Origin of the sequence: Psychrobacter sp. Choline-02u-9 (assembly GCF_002836505.1) — a bacterium.
Lineage (GTDB): Bacteria > Pseudomonadota > Gammaproteobacteria > Pseudomonadales > Moraxellaceae > Psychrobacter.
Genome location: NZ_PJBF01000056.1, coordinates 91583 through 107057, shown reverse-complemented (window position 1 = coordinate 107057; position 15475 = coordinate 91583). Strand labels below are relative to the sequence as shown.

The following is a 15475-nucleotide window of genomic DNA, read 5'->3' as shown; positions in this document are numbered from 1 at the left end:
GTATAAAGCTGCTATATATCTAGCGGACTTTGCGCCAAACTCGATAGCTGCTGACGTGAATCATCCGTCAACTGTGTCTTATCTAACTTTAAATAGGCGACTTGCTCTTTTGCCATTACGACCAGCTCGTCAACGCCATCTACTGCCAGCATCTGTCGTGACCAGTCTTGGATATTGATGTCTTTGGGAATAGTAACCGTTGTGCTCGATAGATAAGGTGGCTGAGAAATGGGAATAATGATAAGCAGTGCGGCACCCATAATAATAGCCAGTATGCCCCACGCCAACAAATTAGGCTGGCCTAATAACAGACCACCCATTGCCCCGCCTACAAATGCACCAAAGAACTGACTAGAAGAGTTAAGCCCCATCGCGGTCGCTTTATTAGCGACTGGTGCGCGCTTAGATATCCATGAGGGAATCGTCGCCTCAAGCAAGTTAAAGCCCATAAAGTACAGCAGCAAACCAAATATGATACCAACACCGACCTGACTACCAAGCGCGAGTATGGCTAAAGCGGCGGTCATTAATGCAATCGCACCCAAAAAAACCTGACGCATTTTGCGTTTCTTTTCAGCGATGATAATAAACGGTATCGCGATGGCGAAGCCAATAAACAATAGCGGCAAATAAACCATACCTTGCTGACGTACTGACAAGCCAAGTACGTCACTGAGCTGGTGCGGCAATATCACAAATATCGCCGTCATTGTTAGGTGTAGCGCAAAGATGCCGATATGTAAGCGGTTAAGATCGCCAATCTTAAGGACAGTGGCTAACTGTTGACCAATGGTTTTGTTATCCAAATTATGCTTAAGCACGCGCATAGGCGTCGGTACTACCACCAATAGCAGCATCGCCAATATAGCAAACCCTGAAGTCAACCAAAACAGTCCAGAGATACCGAGCGAGCCGACTAACAATGGACCAAAAGCAAAGGCCAGCATAATAGAGGTCGCAATCGTCAGCCCCATCGTGGCCATCGCTTTGGTACGCATTTCCTCACGCGTCACATCAGCCAATAATGCCATAAGCACAGCAGAGACCGCACCACTACCCGCCAGCGCTCGACCAATAATCACTTCGTAAATATCAGTCGCATTTGCTGCAATCATGCCGCCGACAGCGAACAGTATCAATCCCAAAAAGATAATAGGCTTACGCGGGAATTTATCAGCAGCCAAACTCATCGGTATCTGAAAGATGGCCTGCCCTAAGCCATAAATACCAACGGCCAAACCAATTAAAAACGGCGTCGCGTGTGCATAATTGTCACCATAAACAGAAAATACCGGCACAATCATAAACAAGCCAATCATACGTAAGGCAAAGATGCCACCGACTCCGAGGATTGCCCGTTTCTCTACGCTATTCATACTTGCCTCACTGGTTGATCATTGCTGGTTGCTCATTGCTATCTTTCACGACTAACACTGTGCCATACCATGATTTATCACTACTGGTTTATCAAGGCATTGGCCTATAAATCAAGCCCCCTAGTATAAGACATTCGCCGTTTGGTTGCCGAGACTTTTGTCTTACTGGTGCAGTAACGTATGCGCCCTTAACCCAAGCCATTCATATTACGAGATTATTTTGTTACCAAGTGCATCAGATGCACAGTGACACCTTGAATAATGCTGTCACCATGACAATAAAGTAAAACGTTGTCAGCACAATTAATGGCTCACTCACCATATCTACGTAACGACGAACGCTTCTATAAAATGACATTTTTGGTCAAAACCATAACAAACGATGCCTGTTACTTAACACTGATTTGATTTAGATTTGCTTAGTCCTATAAAAATCATCATAAGAACGACAAGCAACATAAAGTCAAACAATAATAGAAAATGAACAACTAGGCTGGCTTAACTTTTACCTTATCAATGTATGTACCTTTTATAACGACACTGTTCATAACGGTATTATTTATAACGATATCTTTTATAACAACACTACTTATAACAACATCATAAATTTAGAATTATTCACCTTTTAACCAGCTATTTTACTGATCTGTATTTACTTTTTGACTTGAGATATTTCCCAATCCCCTTTTAGCAAATAGGAAACCTGTAACCGATGGCACATGACCATATCGCAATACGCGGCGCACGTACTCATAATTTAAAAAACATCGATTTAGACATTCCACGAGATAAATTCGTGGTAATCACTGGCCTATCTGGCTCTGGTAAATCTTCATTGGCATTTGACACTCTGTATGCCGAAGGGCAACGTCGTTATGTCGAGAGTTTATCCGCATACGCTCGTCAGTTCCTCTCGCAAATGGAGAAACCTGATGTCGATAGTATCGAGGGTCTATCCCCTGCAATTGCTATCGAGCAGAAGTCCACCAACCATAACCCGCGCTCGACCGTCGGTACGATTACCGAAATTTATGACTATCTACGTCTGCTCTATGCACGCATCGGTACGCCATATTGCCCTGAGCACGGTGAGCCAATGGTCGCGCAGTCGGTCACTGAGATGGTCGATCAGGTCATGGCTTTGCCAGATGATACTAAGATTATGATCTTGGCACCGGTCATTCGTGAGCGTAAAGGTGAGCATACCGTCTTGCTTGAGCAGCTGATTGGACAAGGTTTTGTCCGTGTGCGCGTCGACGGTGATGTCTATGACACCGACGAGCTACCGACGTTGGATAAGAAGAAAAAACATACCATCGAAGTGGTGGTCGATCGCTTTAAAGTTCGTGATGACTTGGGCAACCGTGTCGCTGAGAGCTTAGAGACGGCGTTACGTCTAGGCCAAGGACTGGTCACGCTACACTTTATGGATGGTAATCCAAAAGAAGGCGGTGATGAAAACCAAGTGATGTCAGCCAAGCATTCATGCCCTGTCTGTGATCGCGCGGTGCCTGAGCTTGAGCCACGTATGTTTAGTTTTAACAATCCATATGGCGCATGCCCAAGCTGTGATGGTCTTGGTAAACGCCAATATTTCGCTGCTGAAAAACTGATTACTCATCATGAGAAGTCACTTAACCAAGGCGCAATCAATGGTTGGGACAAGCGTCATGCGTACTACTTTGGTTTGCTTAGCACTGTCTGTAAGCATTTCAAAATCGATATGGATGCGCCATGGCAGGATCTGTCAAAAGAGCAGCAAGATCTAATCATGCATGGCTCTGGTAAAGAAAAGCTGACCTTTAACTTTACCGATGAGCGCGGTCGCAAGACGAATAAGACGGTACCGTTTGAAGGCGTGCTTCCCTATCTAGAGCGTCGTTATGCCAAGACACAAAGTAACCTCGTCCGTGACGAGCTGGCCAAATATCTGGCTGATACTACTTGTAACGTTTGTGATGGTGCACGTCTGAATGAAATCTCACGTAATGTCCGTGTCGATGATCAGACCATTGCAGAAATCGTTAAGCTGTCTATTGGGGACGCTGCTGACTATTATAAAACGCTAAAGATTGGCGGTCACAAAGGTGAAGTCGCTGAAAAAATCTTTAAAGAGATTAATGAGCGTCTAAACTTTCTCGTCAGCGTCGGGCTTGATTATTTAACACTCGCCCGCTCTGCCGAGACGTTATCGGGCGGTGAAGCGCAGCGTATTCGTTTGGCTAGTCAAATCGGTGCTGGTCTGATGGGCGTCATGTATGTACTTGATGAGCCGTCAATCGGTCTGCATCAGCGTGACAACGATCGCTTGCTAAAAACCCTAACGCGCTTGCGTGATTTGGGTAATACGGTACTGGTCGTAGAGCATGATGAAGATGCGATTCGCCAAGCAGATCACGTCATCGATATCGGCATCGGTGCCGGTGTACATGGCGGTCATATTATCGCTCAAGGTACGGTCGATGACATCATGGCAAATAAAGAATCGCTCACTGGACAATATATGTCTGGTAAGAAGAAAATCGAGATTCCAACTGTGCGTCATAAAGCCAAAACCATCGATGTGGAAGTCAAAGGTAAGGCCAAAGCCAAAAAAGTACCGATGACCATCGAGCTAAAAGGCGCGTCAGGCAATAACCTGCACGATGTGGATTTGACCATTCCTGTTGGCATCATGACTTGTGTGACGGGTGTCTCAGGTTCGGGTAAATCAACCTTGATTAACCGTACCCTTATGCCATTGGCAGCGACTCAGTTGAATAATGCCTCAACGCTGATTGCCGATAAATTTGAAAGCATCAGCGGTCTTGAGCATTTGGACAAAATGGTCGATATCGATCAAAGTCCAATTGGTCGTACACCGCGCTCAAACCCAGCAACTTATACAGGTGTGTTTACCCCTGTGCGTGAGATGTTTGCCCAGACGCAAGAAGCGCGTGCCCGTGGCTATAAGCCTGGTCGCTTTAGTTTCAACGTGAAAGGCGGACGCTGTGAGATGTGTCAAGGTGATGGTCTTATCAAAGTTGAGATGCATTTCCTACCTGATATGTATGTGCCATGTGATACCTGTGAGGGCAAGCGCTACAACCGCGAGACCTTAGAGATTCACTATAAAGGCAAAACCATCGCTGACGTGCTTGATATGACGGTTGAAGATGCCGTTGAGTTCTTCTCAGCGATACCAGCCATCTATCGTCGCCTGCAAGCGTTGATGGATGTTGGTCTGAGCTATATCCGCTTGGGTCAGTCTGCCCCAACGCTATCAGGTGGTGAAGCACAGCGAGTCAAACTGGCGCGTGAGCTTGCCAAACGTGATACGGGACAGACGCTATATATCTTGGATGAGCCAACCACTGGTTTGCATTTCCATGATATCGATAAGCTGCTCAATATCCTGCATGCCCTACGCGATAAAGGTAATACTATCGTCGTCATCGAGCATAACTTGGATGTTATCAAAACGGCAGACTGGGTGATTGACCTAGGCCCTGAAGGCGGTAAAGGTGGCGGCATGATCATCGCTGAAGGTACGCCTGAAGAAGTGGCTGAAGTCAAAGAATCCTACACGGGCATATTCTTAAAACCGATGCTTGAACAAAGCATGAAAGAAGTCAGCTAATACCCTTAGTGATAATTGATAAAAGGCTACTCTTTATAGGGTGGCCTTTTTTATTGGCTGAAAATTGGTTGTCGTACTTAATCTACTCTATACTGCCAATTGTCCATCTTCACAATGCCTACTTACTAAGATATTGACACTTATTATGCTTGGGTCTTCAAAAATAGCTAAATCTTGAGTAAGCTTCATAGTTGTCGTACAAAAAATAGCGAAGTCATCCTCTATAGCCTCGGTTACTTCGCATGTTTGTTCTAAGCTAGGAGGTCTACTAGCACTCATTACACAGATCATATCTTTGATGTCAGTCAGATTAATCCCAGCTTTATCTAACCCTTCTAAATAATTACTCTTGAAATTAGCTTCGTTATCTTCGCTTGCGTAAATTGTTGGAAGTATATTTAGTAGTCTGTTACCGCTGAATACATGTTTCCAATCATTAAAGTCATAGCCAATCATAGAGTCGTCCTGCCTGTAAACGCTACAAACTGTAGTTACAACTGAATCTATAAAGGAGTAATAAAAGTTATAACTCTCTATGCTCATATCGTTTACAAAATCGCTTTTTGCTTGTGATGTGGTAAAAGGTATAGCAAAAGTAGGGATAGATGATAGTGTGCTCCACTTATCCCTTAAAGCATTTTCGGATTTAGTCTTGAAACTACTTATTTCATCTATGGTTGAAGGGGAAATTACAAAAGTCAGTGCTGATATAGTAGCTATTTCTTCTTGAAAGGTGCATAAACTATCAAAGCTAGCCTCATGTTCAACTAAAAAAACTATGACTTTCTGACTTTCAAGTTGCTGATCTCTATCGACTTCAGTCATATTCTTTAAATCATCTAAATTAACTATTTTAAAATCTGAATCATGAATACCGAGTTTTAAATATCTATTGGAGGCTTTATTAAACCGATCTTTACCAATATCTTGCGCTACCTTCTTAGTTATTTGACCTGTTATGACGAGCATAAATCCTTTAGGTTCTTTGTAATTAGGAATATCACTCATTATATATTTAGAAGTACTGCTCATAATAGTTAACTCTTTGTCATGTTTTGGAAAGCATGAAGGTCTATGTTAGTTTGATAGACTTAACTTCAGGAACTAACTTAAAACCACTAGGAAAGATGGCTATGCTTAGTAATAGTTTCAAACAGAATATTTTAGTTTTACAAGAAAAGGAGCAGGAATTCCAGCAAAAACATGATAAGTCAAAACTAGACTTTAATATATTCACGATCTTACGTAAGACAGGTGAAGAAGTTGGTTTACATTCTCGCTTTCTTGCTGAACTACTGAATCCCAATGCTAGTCATAAAATAGCAGATTTCCAACAACTATTCATTGAAACGGTATTAAATAATGCCATAGCGACACAAGAGTGGAATCGAGAAAAACTAGACTCAAAGGTCGTTTACAGTTGTGAAGTTGAATATAGATTCCATAACTCAAGTCATGGAATAGCAGATATTATTTTTGAAGGCAAAGACAATAAGATCAAAAAAAATGTCATTGTTATCGAAAATAAGATTTATGCCACAGATCAAAAAGACCAACTGGCAAGATATTATAAAGCTTGCCAAGAAATGGGTTATGACGATAAAAATATCTATATAGTATATTTAAATCGTTTTGGTGATGACGTATCACACTATGGCAAGGGTAGTATTAATAATGAAGACTATGGTGTAATTAGTTATAAAGAAGACATCTTTAACTTTTTGACGCTATGTAAGCAAAAGGTAGCAGATTATCCACATATAGAGCAGACTATCGAGCAATACATTAATACCGTTGCTAGAATTACAGGTCAAACAAGGAATGCGAAAATGAAGCAAGAGTATGTAGATTTTTTGGCAGACGACAATAACTTTAAGACAGTATACAAACTAAGCCAGAACTTTGAAACCATTCAAAAGAATATTCAGAATGAGATGTGGAATAGTTTATTGGCTTATTTCAATAAAAAAAATTTAAATTTCACTCTTTGTGATAATCAGTTGTCTCCCTATAGCCAAGAAAAAGCAGTAAAGCAATATTTTTCAGGTGGTGGTACGAAAGGTAAAGCTAAGGCGTATGGTCTATGCTATAAAATAACCGAAAAACACAATGTAGGAGTTTATTGTTATATTGAGTTAAACCATCGTTTATATTACAGCATAACGTTAGTAGACAAAGATGGACGTCTATCAGAATGTCCAAGCAATATGCAAGACTTCGAAGCAGCAGTTGAGAAACTACCTAAAAATTGGAAGTATCAAAATAAGAAGCAAAATTTGGGTGGGCAAGTTTACCCACCACGATCAATTAACTTTAAAAGCCCTAACGATAACTTTTTCGATATTATCAATGAGAAGAGTCGCGAAGAGTGGGTGGCCGAAACAGCGGATGATGTTATTCAGCTAATTGATGATGTAAAAAATATTAATTTCTAATAAGCATCATTTCATCTTACCACACAGTATTATCAATTTATGAAAGTCGCCTAGAGGTGCGGTTTAGCCCCGATTGTAGCGGTTATCCTTGATTAACCACTAGATTGCGGTGACTTAGCTGGGAGCAATATCAAGACAACAGGAATGCTACTGGCTATTAGTCACCGCTATAGTGGGCGACCAAGATATGAGCGGAAATCAGAATTGGCTTTCTACAAAAACCATCCTAAACAAACTCCCTCTCAACATTCATCACTCGTGCATCTACCGTACGTTCTAGCTTTTCCTCAATTTGACTACATTGCGACTCAACCTCACGTTTTGACAGTCCAACGATCACAAACGTCCATTCGCTCGCGTCATGCCGATCACGCTCCCCGCTTTCACATACCGCGATAATTGGCGTATTGCCAAAGCGCGCGTGCAAGCCGCCCATACGGTGGCGTTTCTCTTTTAACGAGCTACAGCCAGGCAATGAAAACGCCAGCGTCGAAATAGCGATATGCATTTTATGCTCCTTGCCAAAAAATTTTATAATAGCATCCAATATAATATTCGATAATGGCTGATATTGTCTGCGCGTCAGCATCCATACCCTTTATAATAGCGTATCAATACCAACCAACCTGCGTATCTCAACCATGACCTCTATCAGCTACGTAAAGCAGCAGCGCATTACTCGACTATGCGTGCGCTGCGGACTACTCCTTATGCAGTATGGCGCTGAGTCTGCCGTGGTGGTGGACTTGTCCAAGCGCTTGGGGCTTGCCTTGGGAATGAACAGCGTCGAATGTTCGCTGAACTTTAATGCTATCACCTTGACGACTATCTGTGACGAGCGTTGTATCACCACTACCAGAGACACGATCAATCAGAGTATCAATGTCAATTTATTGGTACAAATCCAGCAAATCGTCAATAAAACCGAAGCCACTGTCGATCATAATGACTTGATTGACCGCACTACCCTTGCCTTTGATGAGTTGGATAAGACCGTATATCCAACATGGTTAGTAAGCGTGTTTGTTGGCGCATCTTGTGCCGCATTTGCTTACTTGAATGGCGGCAGTTGGTCGATCACGGCGGTGACATTCATCGCGGGTATGGTAGCGATGTTTACCCGTATCTATTTATCCAAGCACCACTTTAACCCTTTTATCACCGTCATTGTAACGGCATTTATCGCTTCACTGATTGGCGCAACGACCTACTATTTTGATATTGGGAATAATGCGGATATCGCTGTTGCCTCCAGCGTATTGCTATTGGTGCCCAGCTTTCCTTTGATTAATTCTTTATCCGATATCTTAAAAGGCTATGTCAATATTGGCGTTGGGCGTGCGGTCTTTACCTATATGCTGACCTTGTCCGCGTGCGTCGGTATCGTGATGGCGCTGGTTTTACTTCGCATACAGCATTGGGGGTTTTAAAATGTGGTTTATTAAAACCGTCATACTGTCTTGTATCATCACCCTTGGCTGGACGCTGATGTTTAGCGTACCTAAACGCTATATCTTGCCGTGTTTGCTGATGACTGCCTTTGGCTTTGGACTAAAGACAGCACTCGTTTATCAACACATTCATATCGTGGTTGCTAGCTTTTTTGGGGCGATGCTTGCCAGCTTTTTGGGTGTGTACTTTTCTAAGAAATATACTCTGCCGCCAAAAGCGCTCATCTCACCCAGTGTCATCTGTATGATGCCTGGTATCGCCGCCTATAAGGCGATGGTCAGTATGGTACAGATTGGTTACTTTGGCTTTTCAGATGAGTTATTTAGCCAAATGATGGTGTATTTGTTCGAAGCTTTATTTGTCACCTCAGGATTGGTGCTCGGCTTGTCCATTCCGGGGTTGTTATTTTATAGACGTCGTCCTATTGTATAGATGATCTTAAATATCTAAATGCTAGGCTTTTCTTAATCAAACACCATTTATACTCAAGCGATTCAACACATCTTAACCATAAAAAACTTGCAAGATGGATGATAAGACCCATTACAGTAGAGTCAGAAACAGCACCAATAACAACTCAATAAAGAGACCGTATTATGACCAAACATTATGACTATATCTCTATTGGCGGCGGTAGCGGCGGCATCGCCTCACTCAACCGTGCAGCCAACTATGGCAAAAAATGCGCCATTATCGAAGCCAACCAATTGGGCGGCACGTGTGTGAATTTGGGCTGCGTTCCCAAAAAAGTGATGTGGTATGGCGCGCAAGTGGCTGAAGCCATCCATAAATATGCGCCAGACTATGGTTTCGATGTTGAGTTAAAAGGTTTTGACTTTCAAAAACTGGTACAGAGCCGCCAACAATACATCGAAAACATTCACCGCGCCTATGACAATAACTTGGCAAAAAACGGCGTCGAAGTGATCAAAGGCTTTGCCAAATTTGTCGATACCAATACCGTAGAAGTAAATGGCGAGCTGATTACCGCTGATCACATTTTGATTGCTACGGGCGGTCATCCTATTCAGCCAGACCTTAAAGGTGCAGAATACGGCATCGACTCTGACGGCTTTTTTGCGTTGAATCACTTGCCAAAACGCGTGGCGATTGTAGGTGCTGGCTATATCGCTGTCGAGATCGCAGGCGTGTTAAACAGTCTGGGTGCCGATGTGCATTTGTATGTGCGCAAACACTCGCCACTACGTACGTTTGACCATACTATCGTAGAGACTTTGCTGATAGAAATGGAACAAGCTGGCATTAAATTACACACCAATACGGTGATCAGTGAAGTCAATAAAAATGACGATGACAGCCTGGATTTGACCACCAACGATGGCGGTGAAGACTGTATCGATACTGTCGATTGCTTGATATGGGCGATTGGTCGCGCGCCATCGACAGACGGTATCAATCTGCAAGTGACAGGGGTTGAGACGACTGAGACAGGTAAAATCAAAGTCGATAAATTCCAAAACACCAATGTCGATGGTATTTATGCAGTCGGTGATATCATCGAAAACAGCGTAGATTTAACGCCTGTAGCGATTGCCGCTGGTCGCCGCTTATCTGAGCGTTTGTTTAACAATAAGCCCAATGAGCACTTAGACTATACATTGATACCGACCGTAATTTTTACTCATCCGGCTATCGGTACGATTGGGCTATCTGAAATCGACGCGGTGGAACGCTACGGCAAAGAAAACATCAAGTGTTATACCTCAAGCTTTACCGATATGTATAGCGCAGTCACTCAGCATCGTCAAAAATGCACCATGAAGCTAGTATGTTTGGGCGATGACGAAAAAGTCATTGGCCTGCACGGTATTGGCTTTGGTGTTGATGAGATGATTCAAGGCTTTGCTGTTGCGATTAAAATGGGCGCGACTAAGGCAGACTTTGATAATACCGTTGCCATTCATCCAACTGGTTCGGAAGAGTTTGTGACGATGCGTTAAGCTCACTGTTTAACGTTTCTCTTATTCTTAGCTATTATAAAAAAGGATACCATTTGAGCGTCCTTTTTTATTGTCAGTCATGACGTAAGCATATAGCTCCGTAGGTCTAAAACTGACTCATTACTTTTATATCGCCCTGATGATTACTGTATTTTTCTAATCATTATTTGTATTAAGGAATTTAAAGCAAGGCATACTGACAGCGCAATCACGATGCTGCTATCATGCATTTAATACTGACCGTTGAGAGATGACTGTGTGGCAGGTGTATTTATTTATATTACCGATTGGTCTTGGGATCATGACGTTAGCAGCAAGCTTGCTTTGTTTATTTGCTTATCTTATGTCTGATGATAATGCCACGCGCTTGCCAGCATTTAATTGGTTTAAGCGCTTAATCATCGTGGCATTTTTATTGTTGAGCATGGGTCTGTTTATGACTTTTAGATATTTTTGGGGTTAAATAAAACATCCTAGTTCTGAATGTCTTTTTACTAGACCTACATTATCAGCCAACCATTTTTTCTAGCTCTAATAGCTCTAAGTCTTCGCGCTTTGGCTCGCCATTATTGCCATCATTGGGAAACGGCATTTTATTACCATTTAACTGATACCCACGGCGCTGATAGTAAGCCAAAAGCTCAGGACGATGACTTAGGATAGACATGGTCAAACGGCTCGGCTGATTCTGTGACTGTAAGTGTCTATCTGCAAAAGTCTCAGCCGCTTGTAGGATCACGTTACCAACGCCTTTCCCTTGTAGCACAGGATGTACCGCAAACATACCGATATAAGCTTTTTTATTCGAGTCAGCATTGGTTTTAATATCGACAGCGATACAGCCAAGTATCTCACCTGTTTCCTCTGCATCACGGTCGCCCGTGGTCGTTTTTGGATAGACAAAATAATAGTGATTGGGATCATTAATCACGGCAGCAAGCTCGGCTGATGTGGTTCGAATACCACCAATCAAATCGGCCTCGTTAGTCCAACCTGCGGTCTCGCGATAGCAGCAATTCACTAGCTGCTCAAGAGCGTCAATATCATCTAATGTGGCTTCACGTAAAAATACAGAGTTTTTACTCAAGTGGTTTTCATTTATAGTGCTCTTATTTATAGTATTTTCGCTCATATTATAATTTTCCTTTTTTGTTCATGTATAAAAAAACTGGCTTAGATCCCTAAGCCAGTCTAGGGCATTTCATCAATTAGATTGTGAGGCATAAAATGAGAAAAATTGTAGATAAACAAGGAAGAAATTGCCGTTAATATGAATATATTGACAAAATTTCTGACGATGTTTAGCAAAATTTAGCCATTTTAAGACCACTAAATGTGTTCATGTTCTAATTGATGACATGCCCCAGATACTAATACTTATCCGTCTACAGTACTAGCGCGATAATACATGCGCTTGCTCAATAATATCGAGCCCTGCATTAAGCTGCGCACGTGTCGGCGCATGACCACGGCGTAATAGCTCAGAGAAGGCAACCAGCTCTTTGTCACGTCCAAGCGTACTTGCCGCACTAGCTCGTGTATCCTCTCCTTCATCATCGAAATAGTATTCTATATAATCATGCGTATCTGGCGTACCGAGTAGGATATTGTGATCTGGTGTCTCGGCATGACCGCTATAGCGTAGGCTCTTGCCATATTGCATGGTCCAAAAGAAAGGAATACGCGCCTCTAATGAGTCAACACTGTCGTCATTTAATATCGCAGCTGCTGTGACCATGCCATGCTGCAGTGCCACGCGCCAATGCTCGATACGCATGCGACCCATCTGATTGGTGGCTTTTGCAATATCACCTAGCGCATAGACGCCATCGCGCAGCTGTAGATGCGTATCGACTTGTACACCATCTGGATCGTTAACTTCGCTCAATATCTCTGTACGTGGAGACACGCCAGTACCCAATATCACGATATCGGCATCAATATGCTCGCCATTCGCCAGCGTGACACCGCCTACATTTGAAAAAGTTTGGTTATCTCCATCCTTGTCCACTTGACGGTCAACCTTAGTAATTTCATTGACGGTTGCGTCAAACACAAAGTTAACGCCTTTCTCTTCATGCAATTTAATTAAGGCATTACTCACCGTTTCAGAGACAATACTGCCCATCACACGGCTACCTTGCCCAATCACTGTGATAGAAGCTGTCGTGCCTGCTTGTGCTAATGCCGAAGCGGTCTCCATACCGATAAAACCTGTACCGATGATCACCACACGCTGGTCATGACTGGCCGCTTTAATTAATTTGGCATCACTCATGCTACGTAGCGTATATACACCATCTATCTCAGCACCTGTAATAGGTGGCAAGCTTGGTTTAGCGCCAGTGGCGACAACCAAGAAATCTGCGGTTTGTCGCTCGCTGTTGCCATCATCATCTTCGATGACGACGGTCGCTTCATTGAGTAGCACTTCGCTAACCGTTTGGTTGAGGCGTAATTCAATATTGTTGTTACTTGCCCAGTCAGCACCGCCCAACAGCAGCTTATCCTCGTCCATCTTACCTGCCAAAAATGCTTTGGATAATAAAGGTCGGTTGTAAGGAGCTTTATCATCTTTACTAATCAACGTAATCTTGCCGCCATAGCCACCCTGACGCAACTGGTCGGCCGTCATAAATCCTGCACCGCCACCACCAACGATAATGGTATGAGTATCAGTTAATTTATTATTTTCAACTTGCCCCGTTACCTGAGCTGAGGTATCGACTGTCAAATTATCACCATCATGAATCAGCTCATACTGGGTCAAGCCTTTAGTCGCTATCGGCTCTAATAGGGTGCCATCGCGACTATCAAAAGTCGCATGATGCCAAGGACAAACTACCCGATTGCCACAGCGTAATCCGTTACCCAAATCTGCACCCGCATGTGGGCATTTGCCATCGAATGCACGGAACTCATCGTCATCGCGAGTGATTAAAATGATACTATCGTCTTCTTGCTTATATGATTTCATACCACCGCTTGGGATATCCGCTTTACTGATGGTGACTGTGTTGATCGTTGCGTCGGTCATAATGCTTCCTTAACAGTTATAATGATGTCTAATGACAGCAGGTTGAAAATGACCGTAACCAACCAGACAAATTCAACTTATCCTATTATTTTTAATATGCTATGCATTGATAGTAGCAAGAGCGCCTCGCACACGATGTTTTTTTGTATGTTTGCTGCGTTGCAAAACGTAATTATGCAAATTTGCTTTCCGCACTCTTTTTACTTCTAATCATTATCAATAAACAAAATAAAAGACAACCTTATGAATTCTCAAGACAACCAAAACGAAATAACTACTACTGCTCAAGACAGTTTAGATAGCCAAGCTGTTGCTATTGATCCAACAGCTATTGATCAAAACGCTAATGAACGAACAGCCAGTGAGCAAATTGACCTAGCTCATATTGATATTGCCACTATTACAGATACTGCAAATTTGCCACAGCCAAGTTTACAGCCAATACAGCAAGCGACTTATAAAGCCAATACGACTGACTTTATCGTTAATGAGCTATTGCCGTTAGACTTCACTGGTGAAGGTGAGCATTTATGGTTGCATATCGAAAAATCAGGCATGAATACTGCTTATCTGGCGAAACTGCTGTCAGAGTGGGCAGACATTCCATTGCGTGATGTTGGCTACTCAGGCTTGAAAGACCGTCATGCGTTGACGACCCAATGGTTCAGTTTGCGTATACCAAAAAAACAATTACCGCCTACTGAGTTTGCACCAGTAGACATCGGCGAAAATGAGACTGTCACTATCCTTGCGCAGCACTGGCACAATAAAAAACTCAATCGCGGTACGCACCGTGCCAATCAGTTTGTTATTACTTTACGTGATATCCAGTTTGTGAGCGCTAGTGACGAAAATGTTGATGACGGAAGTAACGCATCACCCGAGCAACTACTATCTGCAAAAGAGGCCGTCGAGCAGCATTTAACACGCATTGGCAAAAACGGCGTACCCAATTATTTTGGTCCACAGCGTTTTGGTCGTCAGGGTAATAACGTCAGAGAGGCATTATCACTGTTTGCTCGTCCGCCGCGAGAGCCTCGCCCGCAGCCAAAAAAGAGCAAACGTAAGCGTGCCCCGCGCGAGCAAAATACGATGGAATTGTCTGCTGCACGTAGCTTGATATTTAATGAGATATTGGCAGCACGGGTACGTGATGGTAGCTGGAACACTGGCCTAGCAGGTGAAGTGTTTAATTTGGATGGTTCAGGATCAATATTTACTAGTGAGACACTAGATGATACGTTGCATGCTCGTCTTGACAGTGGCGATATTCATCCAACTGCCGTGCTATGGGGCACGGGTAACGATAAAGTCACCGGTAGCGCTGCAGATTTAGAGACCGAGGTAGTACAACACAGCCCCCTACTCATGCAACTGGCAACTGGATTAGAGCAGCGCGATATTAAGGCGCAAAGACGAGCGCTACGTCTACCGATTGAGGCGTTAAGCTGGGAATGGTCGGACGATCAGACGCTGGTATTAAACTTTACTTTGACGACGGGTAGCTTTGCCACAAGTGTGCTCGCAAGCTTGGTACAGCAATTAGCTTCTTGATTGGAGGGATTAATGAAACTGGCATCTAAATTGGACTAATC

At 43.1% G+C, this 15475-nt stretch carries 12 protein-coding genes; 7 read left to right on the top strand and 5 right to left on the bottom strand.

Annotated elements, in window-relative coordinates; translation table 11 throughout:
• Positions 1 to 11: 11 nt before the first annotated feature.
• Complete coding sequence (locus CXF69_RS09705) at positions 12 to 1376, bottom strand: MFS transporter (protein WP_101205826.1); 1365 nt, start codon at positions 1374 to 1376, stop codon at positions 12 to 14.
• 712 nt (positions 1377 to 2088) lie between these two features.
• Between CXF69_RS09705 and uvrA the strand changes: the two genes are divergently transcribed.
• Positions 2089 to 4995 (top strand): excinuclease ABC subunit UvrA, encoded by a 2907-nt coding sequence (gene uvrA / locus CXF69_RS09700; RefSeq protein ID WP_101205825.1) that lies wholly within the window; start codon positions 2089 to 2091, stop codon positions 4993 to 4995.
• Positions 4996 to 5082: 87 nt separating this feature from the next.
• On the opposite strand, the gene CXF69_RS09695 is transcribed toward uvrA, so the two are convergent.
• The gene (locus tag CXF69_RS09695; protein ID WP_101205824.1) at positions 5083 to 6027 is read right to left on the bottom strand and encodes a hypothetical protein; all 945 of its coding nucleotides are present in this window, start codon (positions 6025 to 6027) and stop codon (positions 5083 to 5085) included.
• A 50-nt stretch (positions 6028 to 6077) separates the two neighbouring features.
• On the opposite strand from CXF69_RS09695, the gene CXF69_RS09690 reads away from it, so the two are divergent.
• A complete protein-coding gene (locus CXF69_RS09690; RefSeq protein ID WP_157822739.1) occupies positions 6078 to 7430 on the top strand; it encodes a PDDEXK-like family protein in 1353 nt (450 codons plus the stop codon).
• 226 nt (positions 7431 to 7656) lie between these two features.
• Here CXF69_RS09690 and CXF69_RS09685 read toward each other — a convergent pair whose 3' ends face one another.
• Positions 7657 to 7938, bottom strand: coding sequence for a DUF503 domain-containing protein (locus tag CXF69_RS09685; RefSeq protein ID WP_101205822.1), 282 nt, complete (start codon positions 7936 to 7938; stop codon positions 7657 to 7659).
• A 133-nt stretch (positions 7939 to 8071) separates the two neighbouring features.
• On the opposite strand from CXF69_RS09685, the gene CXF69_RS09680 reads away from it, so the two are divergent.
• The 4 genes from CXF69_RS09680 (at position 8072) to CXF69_RS09665 (ending at position 11306) form a co-directional block, all read left to right on the top strand.
• A complete protein-coding gene (locus CXF69_RS09680) occupies positions 8072 to 8860 on the top strand; it encodes a threonine/serine exporter family protein (protein ID WP_101205821.1) in 789 nt (262 codons plus the stop codon).
• Position 8861: 1 nt separating this feature from the next.
• Entirely contained in the window at positions 8862 to 9314 is a 453-nt protein-coding gene (locus CXF69_RS09675; RefSeq protein WP_101205820.1) for a threonine/serine exporter family protein, read from the top strand.
• A gap of 164 nt (positions 9315 to 9478) precedes the next feature.
• Positions 9479 to 10843 (top strand): glutathione-disulfide reductase, encoded by a 1365-nt coding sequence (gene gorA / locus CXF69_RS09670; RefSeq protein WP_101205819.1) that lies wholly within the window; start codon positions 9479 to 9481, stop codon positions 10841 to 10843.
• A 301-nt stretch (positions 10844 to 11144) separates the two neighbouring features.
• Positions 11145 to 11306 (top strand): hypothetical protein, encoded by a 162-nt coding sequence (locus tag CXF69_RS09665; RefSeq protein ID WP_227678836.1) that lies wholly within the window; start codon positions 11145 to 11147, stop codon positions 11304 to 11306.
• Positions 11307 to 11351: 45 nt separating this feature from the next.
• Here the strand turns inward: CXF69_RS09665 and CXF69_RS09660 are convergent, their stop codons facing one another.
• A complete protein-coding gene (locus CXF69_RS09660) occupies positions 11352 to 11975 on the bottom strand; it encodes a GNAT family N-acetyltransferase (RefSeq protein ID WP_101205817.1) in 624 nt (207 codons plus the stop codon).
• A 261-nt stretch (positions 11976 to 12236) separates the two neighbouring features.
• Positions 12237 to 13880: an FAD-dependent oxidoreductase gene (locus CXF69_RS09655; protein WP_220455996.1), complete on the bottom strand. Its 1644-nt coding sequence runs from the start codon at positions 13878 to 13880 to the stop codon at positions 12237 to 12239.
• A gap of 243 nt (positions 13881 to 14123) precedes the next feature.
• Between CXF69_RS09655 and truD the strand changes: the two genes are divergently transcribed.
• A complete protein-coding gene (truD, locus tag CXF69_RS09650; RefSeq protein ID WP_101205815.1) occupies positions 14124 to 15434 on the top strand; it encodes a tRNA pseudouridine(13) synthase TruD in 1311 nt (436 codons plus the stop codon).
• Positions 15435 to 15475 lie beyond the last annotated feature (41 nt).

What these genes read in the sequence shown, in the direction of transcription:
- CXF69_RS09705 (WP_101205826.1), bottom strand. Translation starts at nt 1,376, where the DNA reads ATGAATAGCGTAGAGAAACGGGCAATCCTCGGAGTCGGTGGCATCTTT.
- uvrA (WP_101205825.1), top strand. Translation starts at nt 2,089, where the DNA reads ATGGCACATGACCATATCGCAATACGCGGCGCACGTACTCATAATTTA.
- CXF69_RS09695 (WP_101205824.1), bottom strand. Translation starts at nt 6,027, where the DNA reads ATGAGCAGTACTTCTAAATATATAATGAGTGATATTCCTAATTACAAA.
- CXF69_RS09685 (WP_101205822.1), bottom strand. Translation starts at nt 7,938, where the DNA reads ATGCATATCGCTATTTCGACGCTGGCGTTTTCATTGCCTGGCTGTAGC.
- CXF69_RS09680 (WP_101205821.1), top strand. Translation starts at nt 8,072, where the DNA reads ATGACCTCTATCAGCTACGTAAAGCAGCAGCGCATTACTCGACTATGC.
- CXF69_RS09675 (WP_101205820.1), top strand. Translation starts at nt 8,862, where the DNA reads ATGTGGTTTATTAAAACCGTCATACTGTCTTGTATCATCACCCTTGGC.
- gorA (WP_101205819.1), top strand. Translation starts at nt 9,479, where the DNA reads ATGACCAAACATTATGACTATATCTCTATTGGCGGCGGTAGCGGCGGC.
- CXF69_RS09665 (WP_227678836.1), top strand. Translation starts at nt 11,145, where the DNA reads ATGACGTTAGCAGCAAGCTTGCTTTGTTTATTTGCTTATCTTATGTCT.
- CXF69_RS09660 (WP_101205817.1), bottom strand. Translation starts at nt 11,975, where the DNA reads ATGAGCGAAAATACTATAAATAAGAGCACTATAAATGAAAACCACTTG.
- CXF69_RS09655 (WP_220455996.1), bottom strand. Translation starts at nt 13,880, where the DNA reads ATGACCGACGCAACGATCAACACAGTCACCATCAGTAAAGCGGATATC.
- truD (WP_101205815.1), top strand. Translation starts at nt 14,124, where the DNA reads ATGAATTCTCAAGACAACCAAAACGAAATAACTACTACTGCTCAAGAC.